Annotated in this window: 12 protein-coding genes; 7 read left to right on the top strand and 5 right to left on the bottom strand. The window is 64.8% G+C overall.

What is annotated here, in order from left to right; genetic code table 11:
• Nucleotides 1-10: 10 nt before the first annotated feature.
• On the bottom strand, nt 11-1681 hold the full coding sequence (locus L0D18_RS01670) for an ABC-ATPase domain-containing protein (protein ID WP_243026945.1): 1671 nt from the start codon (nt 1679-1681) through the stop codon (nt 11-13).
• Between the two features lie 9 nt (nt 1682-1690).
• On the bottom strand, nt 1691-3013 hold the full coding sequence (locus L0D18_RS01665; protein WP_243026944.1) for an aminotransferase class III-fold pyridoxal phosphate-dependent enzyme: 1323 nt from the start codon (nt 3011-3013) through the stop codon (nt 1691-1693).
• A gap of 89 nt (nt 3014-3102) precedes the next feature.
• Here L0D18_RS01665 and L0D18_RS01660 point away from each other — a divergent pair, with 89 nt between their 5' ends.
• From L0D18_RS01660 to fdhF, 5 genes are read left to right on the top strand one after another with little or no spacing between them, the layout of a single operon-like run.
• Complete coding sequence (locus tag L0D18_RS01660; RefSeq protein WP_243026942.1) at nt 3103-3969, top strand: metal ABC transporter substrate-binding protein; 867 nt, start codon at nt 3103-3105, stop codon at nt 3967-3969.
• 7 nt (nt 3970-3976) lie between these two features.
• Nucleotides 3977-5020: a galactokinase gene (gene galK / locus L0D18_RS01655; RefSeq protein WP_243026940.1), complete on the top strand. Its 1044-nt coding sequence runs from the start codon at nt 3977-3979 to the stop codon at nt 5018-5020.
• A gap of 37 nt (nt 5021-5057) precedes the next feature.
• Nucleotides 5058-6530 carry an NADH-ubiquinone oxidoreductase-F iron-sulfur binding region domain-containing protein gene (locus L0D18_RS11855; RefSeq protein ID WP_279232077.1) on the top strand — a complete coding sequence of 491 codons (1473 nt, stop codon included), beginning with the start codon at nt 5058-5060 and terminating at the stop codon, nt 6528-6530.
• Nucleotides 6520-7122, top strand: coding sequence for a 2Fe-2S iron-sulfur cluster-binding protein (locus L0D18_RS01645; RefSeq protein WP_243026938.1), 603 nt, complete (start codon nt 6520-6522; stop codon nt 7120-7122). The genes L0D18_RS11855 and L0D18_RS01645 overlap by 11 nt, the downstream gene beginning before the upstream one ends.
• 1 nt (nt 7123) lies before the next feature.
• Nucleotides 7124-9163: a formate dehydrogenase subunit alpha gene (fdhF, locus tag L0D18_RS01640; RefSeq protein WP_243026937.1), complete on the top strand. Its 2040-nt coding sequence runs from the start codon at nt 7124-7126 to the stop codon at nt 9161-9163.
• 54 nt (nt 9164-9217) lie between these two features.
• Here fdhF and L0D18_RS01635 read toward each other — a convergent pair whose 3' ends face one another.
• From L0D18_RS01635 to L0D18_RS01625, 3 genes are read right to left on the bottom strand one after another with little or no spacing between them, the layout of a single operon-like run.
• A complete protein-coding gene (locus L0D18_RS01635) occupies nt 9218-10294 on the bottom strand; it encodes a TRAP transporter substrate-binding protein (protein ID WP_243026936.1) in 1077 nt (358 codons plus the stop codon).
• A gap of 54 nt (nt 10295-10348) precedes the next feature.
• Nucleotides 10349-10711 (bottom strand): response regulator transcription factor, encoded by a 363-nt coding sequence (locus L0D18_RS01630; RefSeq protein WP_243026935.1) that lies wholly within the window; start codon nt 10709-10711, stop codon nt 10349-10351.
• Entirely contained in the window at nt 10689-13619 is a 2931-nt protein-coding gene (locus L0D18_RS01625) for an ATP-binding protein (protein ID WP_243026934.1), read from the bottom strand. The genes L0D18_RS01630 and L0D18_RS01625 overlap by 23 nt, the downstream gene beginning before the upstream one ends.
• Nucleotides 13620-13716: 97 nt before the next feature.
• On the opposite strand from L0D18_RS01625, the gene L0D18_RS01620 reads away from it, so the two are divergent.
• Together L0D18_RS01620 and L0D18_RS01615 are read left to right on the top strand one after the other, a co-directional pair.
• Nucleotides 13717-14862 (top strand): acyl-CoA dehydrogenase family protein, encoded by a 1146-nt coding sequence (locus L0D18_RS01620; protein ID WP_243026933.1) that lies wholly within the window; start codon nt 13717-13719, stop codon nt 14860-14862.
• A 9-nt stretch (nt 14863-14871) separates the two neighbouring features.
• Complete coding sequence (locus tag L0D18_RS01615; RefSeq protein WP_243026932.1) at nt 14872-15615, top strand: electron transfer flavoprotein subunit beta/FixA family protein; 744 nt, start codon at nt 14872-14874, stop codon at nt 15613-15615.
• The last annotated feature ends 5 nt before the right edge of the window (nt 15616-15620 follow it).

The following is a 15620-nucleotide window of genomic DNA, read 5'->3' as shown; positions in this document are numbered from 1 at the left end:
ACTCCCTAGCTTATTCCTCCACTCGCCTTACCTCCAGACTCCTAAGCCGGTTTACCGCCGCCCCCAGTTCCAAGGGGCGCACCTCGGCCAGCTCAGGGGTCTCCTCGAGGCCAAAGAGGTCCTCCGCCTCCACTAAGGCCCTCTCCACGAGCCTGGCCAAGGGGGTGCGGCCATCCGCCAGGCGCCATAATCGCTGCAACCAGGCTCCCAAGGCCCGCACCTGGGCGTTTTCAAAGAGGTCCAGAGCGGAGAGGTCCACCACCTCCTCCCCATAGGCCAGCTCCCTGAGGCCCCGGCCCTTCACCCTGGCCCTCCTCCCCCTTCGGGGATCAAAGCTTTCTGGAAAGGGGGTCCTGGGCACCACCCGCAAGGGGTGGTGGGGCTCACCAAAGGCCCGGCCCGTGGGATGGGCTTGGGCCACGGCCTTGGCCAAAGCCGTAACCTCCCTTGGGCGGTACTCCTCCAGGAGCAAAACGGTGTCCGCCAGGTCCAGGTAATCCCCCACCCCGCCCACCACCAGGACCAGGCTCACCCCCAGGGCCTTGAAATCCCCTATGCGATCCAAAAGCGGGGTCAGGGTTTCCCGCCGCACCAGGGCCTGCATGCGGGCATCCCGCACCAGGAGGTTGGTGGCGGAGGTGTCCTCGTCCAGAAGGAGCACCTTGGCCCCCAGTTCCAAGGCCTCCAGGATGGCGGCGGCCAGACTGGTGGAACCCGAGGCATCCTCGGTGGTGAAGAAGGAGGTGTCCTGGCCCAGGGGCAGGTCGTGCACAAAGGGCCTCAGGTCCACCCCCACCACGCTCCGGCCATCCTCGGACTGGACCCGTTGCGCCCGGGCATGGGTCACCACCCACTCCCGCCCGTCCCCAGGGATGTGGGGATGGACCCCGTGGACCAGGGCCTCGAGGAGGGTGGTCTTCCCGTGGAAGCCTCCACCGGTGATAAGGGTAAGGCCCTCGGGAAGGCCCATCCCCAAGACCTCCCCCTTGTGGGGTACCCGGAAGGAAACCCGCAAGGAAGGCGGACTTTGGAAGGGCACCGCTCCCTTTAAGGGCCTTTGGCTTACCCCGCTCTCCCGGGGCAGGATGGCCCCCTCCCCCACAAAGGCCACCAGCCCCCTTTGGGGCAGGCGCTCCTGGATGTGGGCAAAATCCTCAGCCTGGTGGACATGGGCCAGGAGCTTCTCCACCTCCAGCTCCTCCAGAAACCCCCGAAGACGGTCTGCCAAGGCCCGGAAAAGCCTGGCCGCCTCCTTGCCCAGAATCCTCCGGCCTGAGGCCGGAAGACCCACCCGGAAGCGGAGGTAAAGGCCCTGAGGCGAAAGATGGGCCCCGGCCCGCCTTAGGACCTTGGGGCTTTCCACCTCCACAAAAACCCTACCCGAGTGGCCGCTACCCCCAACATGGGGCAGGTTCCGGAAACGGGTCTTGAGCGCCCGCAGCAGGAAGTCCTCCACCGCCACCTGCCCCACGGGGTGGGCGAAGACCCGAAGCCTCGCCGCGGCCATGGCCGGATAGCGCACCTCCACCACGCTCGGGGAGGCAAAGGGATCGCCCTGCACGTGGACGAAGCGGAGGTCAAAACCGTCCCCTCGCCAAATGCCCTTTAGATCCTTGTAAAAAGGGTAAGGCCTCCCCTCCAGGGAGGCCAGAAAGGGGAAAAGCTCCTCCAGGCGCCGCACCCCTCTAGGCTACAAGACCTCCACCTCCACCCGCCTCAGAGCCCGGGAAAGCCGATCCACACCCTCCAGGAACTCCTCCTCCTGGATGGTCAAAGGCGGGGCCACCACGAGAATGTTGTGCTTGGCCAGCACGTAAACCCCCTCGGCCAAAAGGGCCTTTAAAAGCGCCTGCATGGCGGGGCTAAGAGGGCCATGCCAAGGGGAAAGGGGTTCCCTGCTTTCCCTGTCCCTAACCAGCTCCAAAGCGTAGAAGGCCCCCAGGCCCCGCACGTCCCCCACCACGGGATGGCGCTCCTTCAAGGCCTCCAGGGCCTCCCGGAAAAAGGGCTCCAGGGCCCGCACCCGTTGGAAGATGCCCTCCTCCCGGTAGGCCTCCACGGTGGCGAGCCCCACCGCCACCGTCAGAGGGTGGCCCGAGTAGGTGTGCCCCGTGGGCACGGGGTTCTCGTCAAAGTGGCGGGCCAAGCCCTCCCGCAAAAGCACGCCTCCCAAAGGCACGTAGGCCGAGGTCACCCCCTTGGCGAAGGTGATGAGGTCCGGCACCACCCCAAACCTCGTGGCGGCAAAGGCTGCCCCCACGCGGCCAAACCCCGTCATCACCTCGTCGAAGACCAGGAGGATGCCATGGCGGTCGCAAAGGGCCCTAACCCCTTCCAGGTAGCCTTCAGGGTAGACGATGACCCCGTTGGAACCTACCACGGGCTCCAGGAAGATGGCCGCCACCCGCTTGGGGTCCTCGTGGAGGAGAACCCTCTCCAGGTGCTCCAAAGCCCGCCGGGTTTCCTCCTTGGGGTCCTCCGTGTAAAAGGGGCTTCGGTAGGGATAAGGAGCGAAGAAATGCACCACCCCCGGAACCGTACCTGGCTCCGCGGGCCAGCGGCGGTTCTCCCCGGTTAGGCTGGCCGAGGCATGGGTGGCCCCGTGGAAGGAGCGGTAAGCGGCCAACACCTTGAACCGGCCTGTGAGGTGGCGCACGAACTTCAAGGCATCCTCGTTGGCCTCGGTGCCCGAAGGGGCAAAGAACACCCGGGCCCCTTCCGGCCAGGGGGAAAGGTCGGAAAGGGCCTTGGCGAGAAGGGCCCTTTTGTCGTGGAAGAGGCTTGGGGCCGCGTAGGCCAAGGTGGCCGCCTGCTCAGCGATGGCCCGCACCAGCCTAGGGTGGCCATGGCCCAGGTTCAGGGCCACAAGGCCGCTGGAAAAGTCCAGGTAACGCCGCCCCTCCTCGTCGTAAAGCCAAACCCCCTCCCCCCGGACCACCACCGGCGGGTTCAAGGGGGCCTGGGCCACCCAAGGGGTAAGGACGTGCTTCTTGTGCAGGCTCCTGAAGTCCATGGTTTCCCGAGTATAACCCACTTTCCATAAGCCCCGCCCCAGCCTAAGGAGGCTTGTGAAAATAGCGATATTGCATTATCATTACTTACATGCGAGCGCTAACCCTTCTCCTCCTCCTGGGCCTTCCCCTGAACCCGGCCCTAGCCCAGCTCTCCATTGCGGCTACCACCCCCATCCTGGCGGACCTGGTGCGGCAGGTGGGGGGAAACCGGGTGAGCGTGGTGAGCGTGGTTCCCCCGGGTATGGACCCCCACACCTTTGAGCCCACCCCCAGCACCGCCAAGGCCTTGGCCAAAAGCCAGCTTCTCTTCGCCAATGGGCTTGGCCTCGAGGCCTTTCTCCCCAAGCTCCAGAACCTCCTCCCAAAAGGAGCCCGGCTGGTGAAGCTGGCGGAGGGGCAACCGGGCCTCATCTGCACGGAAGAGGAACCCGAGGAACACGAGGAGAACGGGCACGCCCATGGCCCCTGCAACCCCCACCTGTGGCTGGACCCCACCTATGCGCTGCGGTATGCGGAGCGTATGGCCCAGGAGCTGGCCCGGCTAGACCCCAAGGGAAAAGGGTTTTACCAGGCCAACCTGGCCCGTTTCCGCCAGGAGGTGGAAAGGCGGGATCAGGCCTTTAAGGCCTGCCGCCTCCAGGGCCTGAAGGTGGTCACCCAACACGAGGCCTTCGCCTACTTTGCCCGCAGGTATGGCCTTAGGGTGGTGGGAAGCCTCACCACCTCCGGCGCCCAGGAGGTGGGAAGCCAAAGTTTCCTCAGGCTCCTGGACCGGGCGCGCCAAGAGGGGGTTAAGTTGGTCCTGGCCGAACCCCAGTTCCAGGGCACGGCCCTTAAGGCCTTGGCTGAGGCCCTGGGGGCCCGCATCGCCGTGCTCTACACCGACACCCTGGACCGGAAGGTGCCCACGTATCTGGCCCTTCTGGATCACAACCTGAAGGCCCTATGCCCATAATGGAGGCATGGGGTTTAAGGAAATCTTTGGCACCCTGCCCGAGGCCAGCGCCCAGGCCCCCGGCCGGGTGAACCTTTTGGGCGAGCACACCGACTACCAGGAAGGCTATGTCCTCCCCGCCCCCCTTCCCTACTTCACCCAGGTGGAGGCGGCCAAGGCCGAGGGCCGGGTGGAAGCCTACAGCGAAACCCTAAAGGAGCTGCGGGCCCGCCCCTTGGGAAGCCCGGCCCAGGGGGACTTCCTGGACTACCTCCTCGGGGTGGTCTGGGCCTTGAGGGAGGCGGGGCACAAGGTGCCCGGGGCCCGGTTCTACATCCGCAGCCAGGTGCCCATAGGGGCTGGCCTTTCCAGTTCCGCGGCCCTCGAGGTGGCCGCGCTAAGGGCCCTCCGCACCCTTTACCGCCTGCCCCTTTCCGACCGGGATCTCGCCCTTTTGGGACAGAAGGCGGAAGCGGCGTACGTGGGGGTGCGCTCCGGCATCATGGACCAGATGGCGGCCAGCCTGGGCGAGCCCGGCAAGGCCCTCTTCCTGGACACCCGAACCCTTGCTTATGAAAACCTTCCCTTGCCCGCGGGAGTGAGGGTGGCGGTCTTAGACCTGGGCCTAGGCCGGCACCTGAGGGAGGCGGGCTACAACCAAAGGCGGGAGGAGGCAGAGGAGGCGGCAAGGCGGCTTGGGGTACGGAGCCTTAGGGACGTGGGCGACCTCTGCCTGGTGGAAAGCCTGCCCCCACCCCTGGACAAAAGGGCGCGGCACATCGTGGGGGAAAACCTGAGGGTGTTAAAGGGGGTGGAGGCGTTGCGGAAAGGGGATGCCAGGGCCTTTGGCGAACTCATGGTGCAAAGCCATCGCTCACTGGCGGAAAATTACCAGGTGAGCCTTCCGGAGCTGGACGCCCTGGTGGAGGCCGCCCTGGAAGCTGGCGCCCACGGGGCCAAGCTCACGGGGGCAGGGTTTGGTGGGGCGGTGGTGGCCCTGGTGCCCGAAGCCCGCTTCGCCCCCTTTCAGGAGGCCCTTACCGCCCGGTTCCCTGGGCTTAGGATCCTGTAAAGCAGCCTCCCCCGCCCCCAAGGGATAAGCTAAAGCCATGGACAGGCAAAGCCTCCTCCCCCTCCTGGACGCCCGGCTTCCCCTCACCGAAGAGGGCGTGGCCGAGGCGGCCCGGCTGGCGGGCGTGCCCCTGGCCCAAGCCTGGGGGGTGGTCCGCCACTATCCCCGGTACCGGGGCCTCCCCCAGGGGAGGCTCCTGGTGGACGACCCCGTGGCCCGGGCCCGGGGGTTTGCCCGCCTCCTGCGGGAGGCCGATGGCACCTATCCCCCTATGGGCCTCGAGGCCCTCTCCCCCCTGTTCGTGCGCATAGAGGGCAAGGAGCGGTACGTGGAAGAGGGGGGCCGGCTCGTGCCCTTCCGGGATTTTCGCCTCCCCTTCGCCCTAGGCCAAGGGGAAAGGCTCCTTCCCCCTGAACCCATCCTGAACCTGCGGGCCTACGAGAGGGTCGGGGGGTTACAAGCCTTGCGGGGCTTGCTTGGGGACGCGTTTTCCCCCCATGACCTCATCCAGGCGGTGGAGGAGGCGGGGCTATTGGGCCGGGGCGGGGCCGCCTTCCCCACCCACGTGAAGATGCGGGCCGTGGCCCAGGCCCCTTCCCCCAAATACCTGGTGGTGAACGCCGACGAGTCCGAGCCCGGCAACTTCAAAGACCGCTTCCTCCTTGAGCACCATCCCTTCTTGGTCCTGGAAGGAGCCCTCCTAGCAGCCCACGCCGTGGGGGCAGAGAAGGTTTTCCTCTACGTGCGGGACGAGTTTGCGGCGGCCATCCAAGGGCTGGAGCAAGCCATAGGGGAACTTAAGGAAGCGGGCCTTCTCACCAAGCCCACCGAGGTCTTCCATAGCGGAGGTCTTTACATCTGCGGCGAGGAAACCGCCCTCTTGGAGTCCATGGAGGGCAAAAGGGCCGAACCCCGGTTAAAACCCCCCTTCCCGGTGGAGAAGGGCCTTTGGGGAAGGCCCACCTTGGTGCAGAACGTGGAAACCCTGGCCAACCTCCCCCTGATCCTCAAGGAGGGCCCTGCTGCCTGGCGCCTAAAGGAGCCCAAGCTCTTCTCCATAAGCGGGGATGTGGCGAGGCCTGGGCTTTATGAGCTCCCCCTGGGCACCCCCTTGGGGGAAGCCCTAGAGCGTGCGGGAGGGAGCCCCAAGGAGCTAAAGGCCGTCCTCCTGGGCGGAGCTGCGGGGGTCTTCACCCGGGATTTCGCCGTTCCCTTGCGCTACCGAGAAAGGCTTCCCATAGGAGCTGGAGCCATCGTGGCCTTCGGTAAGGAAGTGGACCTATGGGAGGTCCTCTTAGGCCTCGCCCATTTCTTCCAAGAGGAGTCCTGCGGCAAGTGCTTCCCCTGCCCCTTGGGCACCGCCATCCAGGTGGAGATGGTCAAAAGGCGGGAGAGGAGTAGGGCCCTCGTCCACGACCTGGCCCAGGCCCTTAAGGGAAGCCTCTGCGGGCTTGGCCAGTCCGCCTATTGGGCCTACCAAAGCCTTCTGGAGGTGGAGGATGCGGCTTAATGTGAACGGGCAGGAGGTAGAGGCCAAGGAGGGGGCTCTCCTTTTGGAGTTGGTGGACGTCCCCACCCTTTGCCACCACCCCCACACGGAAACCCATGGGCTTTGCCGGCTTTGCCTGGTGGAGGTGGAAGGCCGCCTGGTGCCCGCCTGCGCCACCCAAGCGACCGAGGGCATGGTGGTCCGAACGGACACGGAAACCCTCCGTTCCTTCCGCAAAACCCTCTTGGAGTGGCTCGCCCTCTCCACGGACTTGAGCCTGGCCCCCGGGCTTGAAGAACTCCTGTTGGCCTACGGGGCGGACCCCGGGCGCTGGGGCGAGATGCCCCTAACCCGCAAGGGGAGGGCGCCCATCCGGGATAACCCCTTTTTCCTCAGGGACTATGCCAAGTGCGTGAACTGCCGCCGCTGTGTGGACGCCTGCGGGGATGGGATCATGGGGGTCTACGCCCTCACCCTGGAGGGTAGGGGCCTCCTGGCCCACCCCACCACCCCCTTGGACCGGCCCCTTCCCGAAACCCCCTGCGTCTTCTGCGGCAACTGCGTCCAGGTCTGCCCCACAGGGGCCCTGCGCCCCTTGAGCTTGGAGGTGTGAGATGCGCACCACATGCCCCTACTGCGGCGTGGGCTGCCAGGTGGAACCGATGGTGCAAGGAGGCCGCATCGTCCAAGTCCTAGCCCCCGACATCCCTCCCAACCACGGGGCCCTGTGCGTGAAAGGCCGCTTCGGCCTGGACTTTCCCTTCTCCGGAAAGCGCCTCCTCTACCCCATGGTGCGGGAAAGCCGCAAGGAACCCTTCCGTCGGGTGAGCTGGGACGAGGCCCTGGACTTTGCCGCCCAGCGCCTCCTGGAAGTGTTTAGGAAGCGGGGCCCGGAGGGCCTGGCCGTCTTCCCTTCCGCCAAGACCACCAATGAGGAGGTTTACTTGGCTCAGAAGCTGGCCCGGGCTCTTCTGGAGACCAACAACGTGGACCACTGCTCGAGGCTTTGCCACTCCTCCTCCACCGCGGCCCTCTCCCGCTCCTTGGGGGGGGCCAGCATGACCAATCCCATAGAGGATATCTGGAAAACCGATCTTTTCTTGGTGGTGGGGTCCAACACCACGGAAACCCACCCGGTGATCGGGGCCATGATCAAAAAAAGGGTCCGGCAAGGGGCCAAGCTCATCGTGGTGGACCCCCGGTACACGGGCATGGCCGAGGCCGCCACCCTCTGGCTAAGGCCCCATCCGGGCACGGACCTCTTCCTTTTCAACGCCATGGCCCGGTACATCCTGGAGGAAGGGCTCTGGGACCAAGGCTACGTGGAGGAGCGCACGGAGGGGTTTGCCGAGTGGCGGGCCTCCGTGGAGGGCTATACCCTCGAGGAGGCCGAGCGCATCACGGGGGTGAAAAGGGAGAACATCGCCCTCGCCGCCAGGCTCTACGCCACCACGGAAAGGGCCGGGGTCTATTGGGCCATGGGCCTCACCCAGCACACCAAGGGCACGGCCACCGTCCAGGCCCTGGTGAACCTGGCCCTCCTCACGGGAAAGGTGGGCGAGGAGGGGGCAGGCCTCAATCCCTTAAGGGGGCAGAACAACGTGCAAGGGGCTGGGGATATGGGGGGCCTGCCCGACGTCCTCCCGGGATACCGCAAGGTTGCGGACCAAGAGGCCAGGAAGCGCTTTGAAAACCTGTGGGGGGTTACGTTGAACCCCAAGCCCGGCCTGCGCATGACCGAGATCTTCGAGGGCATCCCCGAGGTGGAGGCCATCTACCTGATCGGGGAGGACCCCGTGACCAGCGAGCCCTACCAGGACCACCTCAAGGCCAAGCTCGAGGCTCTCCCCTTCCTCATCGTCCAGGACATTCTGGAGAACGAGACCACGCCCTTTGCCCACGTGGTTCTGCCCGCGGCAAGCTTCCTGGAAAAGGAGGGCACGTTTACCAACACCGATCGCCGGGTGCAACGGGTGCGGAAAATCCTGAATCCCCCTGGGGAAGCCAGGCCCGACTGGTGGATCATCCAGGAGCTGGGGAAACGCCTAGCCCAGGGCTTGGGCCGGCCCTGGACCCTTTATTCCCGCCCCGAGGGCATTTGGGAGGAGGTTCGCCGGGCCGTTCCCGAGATGATGGGGGGAATAACCTACCGGCGCCTGGAAGAGGAGGGCGTCCGCTGGCCTTGCCCAAAGGAAGACCACCCCGGGGAGGCGGTGCTCTTCCGCGAAGGCTTTAATACGCCTTCCGGTAGGGCCCGTTTCATTCCCGTGCACTTTACCCCGCCCGCGGAAACGCCCTCCGAGGAATACCCCCTCACCCTCTCCACGGGCCGGGTCCTCTACCACTGGCACGGGGGTACCTTAAGCCGGAATAGCCGCCTCCAGGAGGCGTATCCTGAACTCAAAGTGGAGGTGAACCCTAAGGACGCCCAGAGGCTCGGCATCCAGGATGGGGAGGTCGTCCAGGTGGTAAGCCGCCGGGGCCGGATCCGAGCTAAGGCCTGGGTCACGGACCGCACCCCCGAGGGGGTGGTCTATGCGCCCTTCCACTTCGCCGAGGCCCCCGCCAACCGCCTCACCCTGAACGCCCTGGACCCCATAAGCCGTATCCCCGAGTACAAGGTGAGCGCGGTGCGGCTGGAGAAACTGGACTAGCTTCTCTTCCTTCCTCCGCCGCAGGAGAGCCCAGCCCCTCAGGTTAGAGCGGTCCTACACCGTGGGGAAGGCGAAGCTCTCGTAACCCAGCTCCGCCACGGCAAACCACCGGTACTGCTCATTCCTGAAGGCCCAGTAGGCGGCGTACACCTTGCGGTAGGTGGCGTCCTTGGCCGCCTGCTCCTCGTAGAGGGCTTGGGTTTCTTGGAGGGCCTTCTTCATAATCTCCAAGGGCCAGCGGCGCAAACGCACCCCCGCCTTAAGGAGGCGGGATAGGGCCGGAGGGTTTTGGGCATCGTACTTGGCCATCATGGTGAGGTTGACCTCCGCTGCCGCCACCTGGAAGGCCTCCTGGAACTCCTTGGGAAGCTTCTGCCACTCCTTTTGCGAAACCAGGAAGGAAAGCTGGGCGCTGGGCTCCCAGAAGGAGGGGTAGTAGTAGTAGCGGGCCACCTTGTAAAAGCCCAGCTTCTCGTCGTCGTAGGGGCCAGAAAACTCGGTGGCGTCTATGGTACCCCGCTCCAGGGCCGGGTAGATATCCCCAGCGGCCAAGGTCTGGGGTACCACCCCGAGCCGGCCTATCACCAGACCGCCAAGCCCCGGGATGCGCATGCGCAGGCCCTTGAGGTCCGCCAAGGTCCGGATCTCCTTGCGGAACCAGCCCCCCATCTGAACCCCGGTGTTCCCCCCGGGAAACTGGACCACCCCGAAATCGGCATAAACGGCGCGGAGAAGCTCCAGGCCACCGCCATAGCGCATCCAGGCGTTGTGCTGCCGGTAGGTCATGCCAAAGGGCACGCCGCCGTCAAAGGCCAGGGTGGGGTTTTTGCCCACATAGAAAGGGCCGTAGGTGTGCCCCGCCTCCACCGTCCCTTGCTGCACGGCATCCAATACCTGTCCCCCAGGGACAATCTCACCGGCCTGGTAGACGCGGATCTGGAAGCGGCCCTCGGTGAGCTCCGCCACCCGCTTGGCCAGGTCCTCGGCACCCCCATAGAGGGTGTCCAGGCTCCTTGGGTAGCTGGAAACCAGCCGCCAGCGCACCTGAGGCGCCGCCTGGGCAAAAGCCCTATAGGAGAGGCTAGCCGCCAGGCCCACCCCCACCTTCTTGAGGAACTGCCTCCGTTTCATGCCTCCCTCCTTTCGCTGTATAAGTATACGGCAAGCTACCGCCTAGCCCTCGCCCTATCCCCCACCTCGCAAAAGCCCCTCCACCTGCGCCAGAAGGGCCTGGGCTTCAAAGGGTTTTCCCATGAAGGCTTGGGCCCCCGCTTCTAAGGCCCTTTGCCGGCTGGTCTCAGAAACACTTGCGGAAAGGGCCAGAATAGGCGTGGCAAGCCCCCGCTCCCGTACCTTTTGGATCACCTCCAGGCCCGAAACCCCCGGCATCACCAAGTCGCAGACCAAAAGGTCATAGGACGGACCTATTCTCTCCAAAGCCGCCTGGCCCGAGGAGGCCCAATCCACCTGGTACCCCGCCCGCTCCAAGATGCGGCGCACCAGGTGGGCCACCAAGGGCTCGTCCTCAACCAGCAGGATGCGGGCCATATAGGGGTAGGATAACCCTAAAGAGGCTTCCCTTGCCCTCCTCGCTCTCCACCTCTATCCGCCCTCCGTGGGCCTCCACGATGTGCTTGGAGATGAAAAGGCCAAGCCCGGTCCCCGCCACCCCCCGGGTCTGGGCGTTTTTGGCCCGGACATAGCGTTGGAAAAGCTTGGGAATCTCCTCCTTGGGAATACCCGGGCCGGTGTCTTCCACCTCCACCACCAGGTCTCCCCCCATCTCCTTGGCCGCCAAACGCACCCGGCCTCCTGGGGGGGTGAACTTGAAGGCGTTGGAGAGAAGGTTCCCCACCACCTGGACCATCCGGTCGGGATCCGCCTCCAAAAGGGGCAGGTCCTGAAGTTCCACCGTAAAGGCCACCCCAGAAAGCCGGGCCACCCCCTGAAAACTCCGCGCCAAATCCAGCAACAAGGGCTTGAGATTGACCGGCCTTTTGGAAACCTCAAAGCGGCCCGCCTCGAGGCGACTGGTGTCCAGAAGGTTATCCACCATGGTCTTAAGGCGAAAGGAACTTTCCAGGATTAAGTCCACGGACTCCCTGGCCGCCGGGGAAAGCTCCTCCTCCCTTAAGAGCTCCGCCAAGCCCATGATCACCGCCAAGGGGGTCCTGAGCTCGTGGCTCACCGCGGCGATGAACTCCCCCTTAAGGCGATCCGCTTCCAACCTAGGCCTGAGGTCGTGTAGGTCCACCACAATGCCCCGTACCCGGGGATCCTCCAGGAGGTTCCGTCCCCAGGCCTCCATGGGAATGGGCGTACCGTCGGCATGGAGAACCCGGAACTCCCCCGTGCGCACCTCTGAAGGAGAGGCCAAAAGCTCGCAGAACAGGGCCTCCGCCAAGGGGCGGTCCTCCGGGTGGACAAAGTCCAGGCCATAGACGGGAGCCCTCTTGTACCCTTCCGGGTCATACCCCAAAACATGGCGTACGCTGGCGCTCACAAAGCGTATGATCCCATCCTGGTCCAACACGTATATAACGTCTTGAGAGTGCCCCAAAAGCGCCTTCAAGCGTTCCTCTTCCAGCTCCAAAAGCTCTAGAAAGCGGGCCCTTTCCAGCGCCAGGGCCAAGAGGGTACCCACCTGGGCCAAGCGGGAGAGGAGCCTCTCGGAAAACCGCCGCTCCCTCCGGTAGCCCAAGAGCAACCCTCCCCTGACGCCTCCCGCACCAAAGGGAACCACCACGGCGCTTTTTAACCCCAGGTCCCGGGCCAAGGCGCAGTCCTCTTCTTCCAAGGCCTCCGCAGCCAGGGGCTGGGAGGCCCCTTCACCCTTAACCCCATCCAGGGCCCTCTGCAAAAGGTTAGGCCGAGGAGGGTCTTCCAAAGGGCAGGTGGCGTAGAGGATCCGCCGGAACCCCTCCACCTCCAGGAGCAAAAGCCCCTCCTCCGCGGCAAAAAGCCCCTTAAGCCGCTCCACCACTGTCCTGCCCAAGGCACCCAGGTCCCGCTCCCGCAAAGCCCCCTGGGCCACGTCCACCAGCGCTTGGGTGAAGGCCACCTGGTCCCTCAGGGCCCTTTCCATGCGGGTGCGCTCGGTGATGTCGTGGAGGACCAAGATGCGCATCCCCTCCAACCTTTTCCCCCGCACGCTGAACGTGGCCCCCCCGAGGCCCACCTCCACCCGTCCCCCTTCCAAGGCCGGCTCCAGGCTTGCGGGAAGGTCCTCGAGGGCCACCTCCTGGCCCACCCCCAAAGCCCCTCGGGCCCGGCTGTTGGCGTAGCCCCGGTCGCCGGAGAGGACCACCACCCCATCCGGCAACTCTTCCAACACCTCAAAAAGGCGCCTCCTTTCGGCAGCCAGGGCTAAGGAGAGCTGGGTCCTTTCCCGATAGAGCTGGGCATTTTTAAGGGCTACTCCCGCTATTTCCGCTATGAGCTCCACATACCGTACCTCATCCTCGCTCACCCCAGGCCCTCCTGGGCCGTGGTCCACCGCCAGAGCCCCCAAGGGTTCCTCCTCTGCCAGGATGGGTACGAAGGCCACCCGGGCTCCCACCTCCTGGGCCACGTGGGAAGGGAGCTGGTCCCGGTCCACCAAGAGGGTCCTCCGCTCCCGCACAGCCCGGGCCAGGGGATCGGATGAAGCCCCTAGGGGAAGACGAATCCGGCTCCTGCCTTCCGTCCAGTAGAGGGCCTCTCCCTTCAGGGTAAGGAATCCTTCCAGATGGGCACCAGGGGACTTGGGCGCCCCTTCTTTAACCAAGGCCACCGTAACCCGGAAAAAGCCAAAGCGCTGGGAAAGGGAGCGGGCCAGGGTTTCTAAGACCGCATCGGGCTCGAGAACCCGGCCCACCTCCCTAGCCAAGGCGCTCACGTGGGAAAGGGCCTCCGCATGGCGGGAAAGTTGGGCCAAGGCCCGGTTTCGCTCCGCCAAGAGCTCGCCGTTTTTGAGGGCCAAGGCGGTGAGCTGGGCCAGGAGGGGAAGGAGGGGTCTTAAGCCTTGGGGAACCCCTTCCAGACTGAGTACCCCCTTAGGGGTAAACCGGGCACAACTGGGGCACACCAGGACCCGGGTTTCCCGGCTCGCCCTGGGCCGTTCCGTACACCGAGCCTCGGGATCCGACCAGCAGTAGGAGGTTTCCTCCCCTACCACGGGCAAAAGCCACTCTTCGCCCCGCTTCACCGGCCCTTCGGCGAAAAAAGCCTCCTGTACAGGCCCCTTGGCATGTAGGGGAAGGGCGATGGAGGAAACCGTGTAATGCCGTCCCCGGCCCGAGGCCACCTCCCCCATAAGCTCCCGGGTTTCCCGGTGGTAGAGGAAAAGGGCCGCCCGCTCTACCCCTTCGTCGGTGGCCACCTCGAGGAGGTTGCGTAGTATCTGAACCGGCTCCAGATCTTTTAACAAGGCCCTCTGGAATCGCCCAAGGATCTCCCACTGCCCCGAGGTTCTCATCCGCCTCCAATGGTAGCATGGGGGCGGGGTTGCCAGGGGTTGGCCAAAATCTTAGACTTGGTCAAAGGGTAGGCCCCTGGCCCAGAGGGGGTAGACCATGGCCATAGACTTCAGCCTTACCGAGGAACAGCGGCAGCTCCAGGCCCTGGCCCGGCGCTTCGCCAAAGAGGTGATCCTGCCCGTGGCCCAGGAGTACGACGAGAAGGAGGAGGTGCCCTGGCCGGTCATAGAGAAACTCCACCAGGTGGGCCTCCTGAACGCCATCATCCCCGAGGAATACGGAGGGATGGGCCTCAAGATGCTGGACGAGGTCATCGTGGGGGAGGAGCTGGCCTACGCCTGCATGGGCATCTACACCATTCCCATGGCCAGCGACCTGGGTATCACCCCGGTGCTCCTCGCGGGAACCGAGGAGCAAAAGCGCCGTTTCCTAAAGCCGTTAACTGAGAAACCTGCCTTGGCCGCCTTTGCCCTCAGCGAACCCGGCAACGGCTCGGATGCCGCCGCCTTGAAGACCCGGGCGGTGCGCCAAGGGGATCACTACGTGTTAAACGGCACCAAGATGTGGATCAGCAACGGTGGGGAGGCCGAATGGGTGGTGGTCTTCGCTACCCTTAATCCGGAGCTTCGCCACAAGGGGGTGGTGGCCCTGGTGGTGGAGAGGGGCACCCCGGGGTTTAGCGCCGTGAAGATCCACGGGAAGATGGGGCAAAGGGCCTCGGGAACCTATGAGTTGGTGTTTGAAGATGTCAAAGTGCCCGTTCAGAATCGCCTAGGAGAGGAAGGCGAAGGGTTCAAAATCGCCATGAACACCCTCAACAAGACCCGCATCCCCGTGGCCGCGGGCAGCGTGGGCGTGGCCAGGCGAGCGCTGGACGAAGCCAAAAAGTACGCAAAAGAGCGGGAAGCCTTCGGCCAGCCCATCGCGGGCTTCCAGGCCATCCAGTTCAAGCTGGCGGATATGCTGATCGGTATTGAAACCGCTCGCATGTACACCTACTACGCCGCCTGGCTGGTGGACCGGGGTCTTCCCCATGCTCACGCCAGCGCCATCGCCAAGGCCTACGCCTCGGAGATCGCTTTTGAGGCCGCCAACCAGGCCATCCAGATCCACGGGGGTTACGGCTACGTGCGGGAGTTCCCCGTGGAAAAACTCCTGAGGGACGTGAAGCTCAACCAGATCTACGAGGGCACCAACGAGATCCAAAGGCTCATCATCGCCAGGCACATCCTGGCGGAATAGGAGGCGAGGATGAAGTTCATAGCGGTCATCAGACAGGTACCGGACGGGGAAAGCCGGCTCAGGATCCAGGGAAACCGGGTGGATCTCTCCTCCGCCACCCTCATCCTGGACCAGATGGACGAGTACGGGGTGGAGGAAGCCCTCCGCCTAAAGGAGAAGCACGGGGGCGAGGCCATCGTGGTAGGGTTTGGCCCCGAGCGCACCGAGGAGGCCATCCGCACCGCCTTGGCCATGGGCATGGACCGGGGGATTCACGTGGTCCATGAGGGCTATGCGGATCCCGTCACCGTGGCCGAGGCCCTAGCCCCGGTGATCCGGGAGGAATCCCCTACCCTGGTCCTGACCGGGGGGCAACAGGCGGACTGGGACAGCCAAGCCCTGGGTGCTGCTTTGGCCGAGGCCCTGGGGGTGCCGGTGATCCCCTGGACCACCGCCATTGAGCTGGAAGGGGAAACCGTCCGGGCCAAGCACGACCTGGACGAAGGAGCCGAGTGGGTTCGGGTCAAGCTGCCGGCCGTTTTCACCACCCAGCAGGGACTGAACGAACCCCGCTACCCCACCCTGCCCGGCATCATGAAGGCCAAGAAGAAGGAGGTCAAAAAGGTGGCCTTCCAGGGGAATAGCCGGGTGGAGATCCTGGAGGAAACCATCCAGGAAAAGGCCCGGCTGCAGAGGATTCTTGACGGCAAGGACCCCGTGGCGGCAGCGGAAGAACTGGTACGGCTTCTGCATGAGGAGGCCAAGGTTATCTAAAGGAG

Source organism: Thermus albus (assembly GCF_022760855.1).
Lineage (GTDB): Bacteria > Deinococcota > Deinococci > Deinococcales > Thermaceae > Thermus > Thermus albus.
Note: the sequence above shows the minus strand (reverse complement) of the source record. Positions and strands in the feature narration are given on the sequence as shown.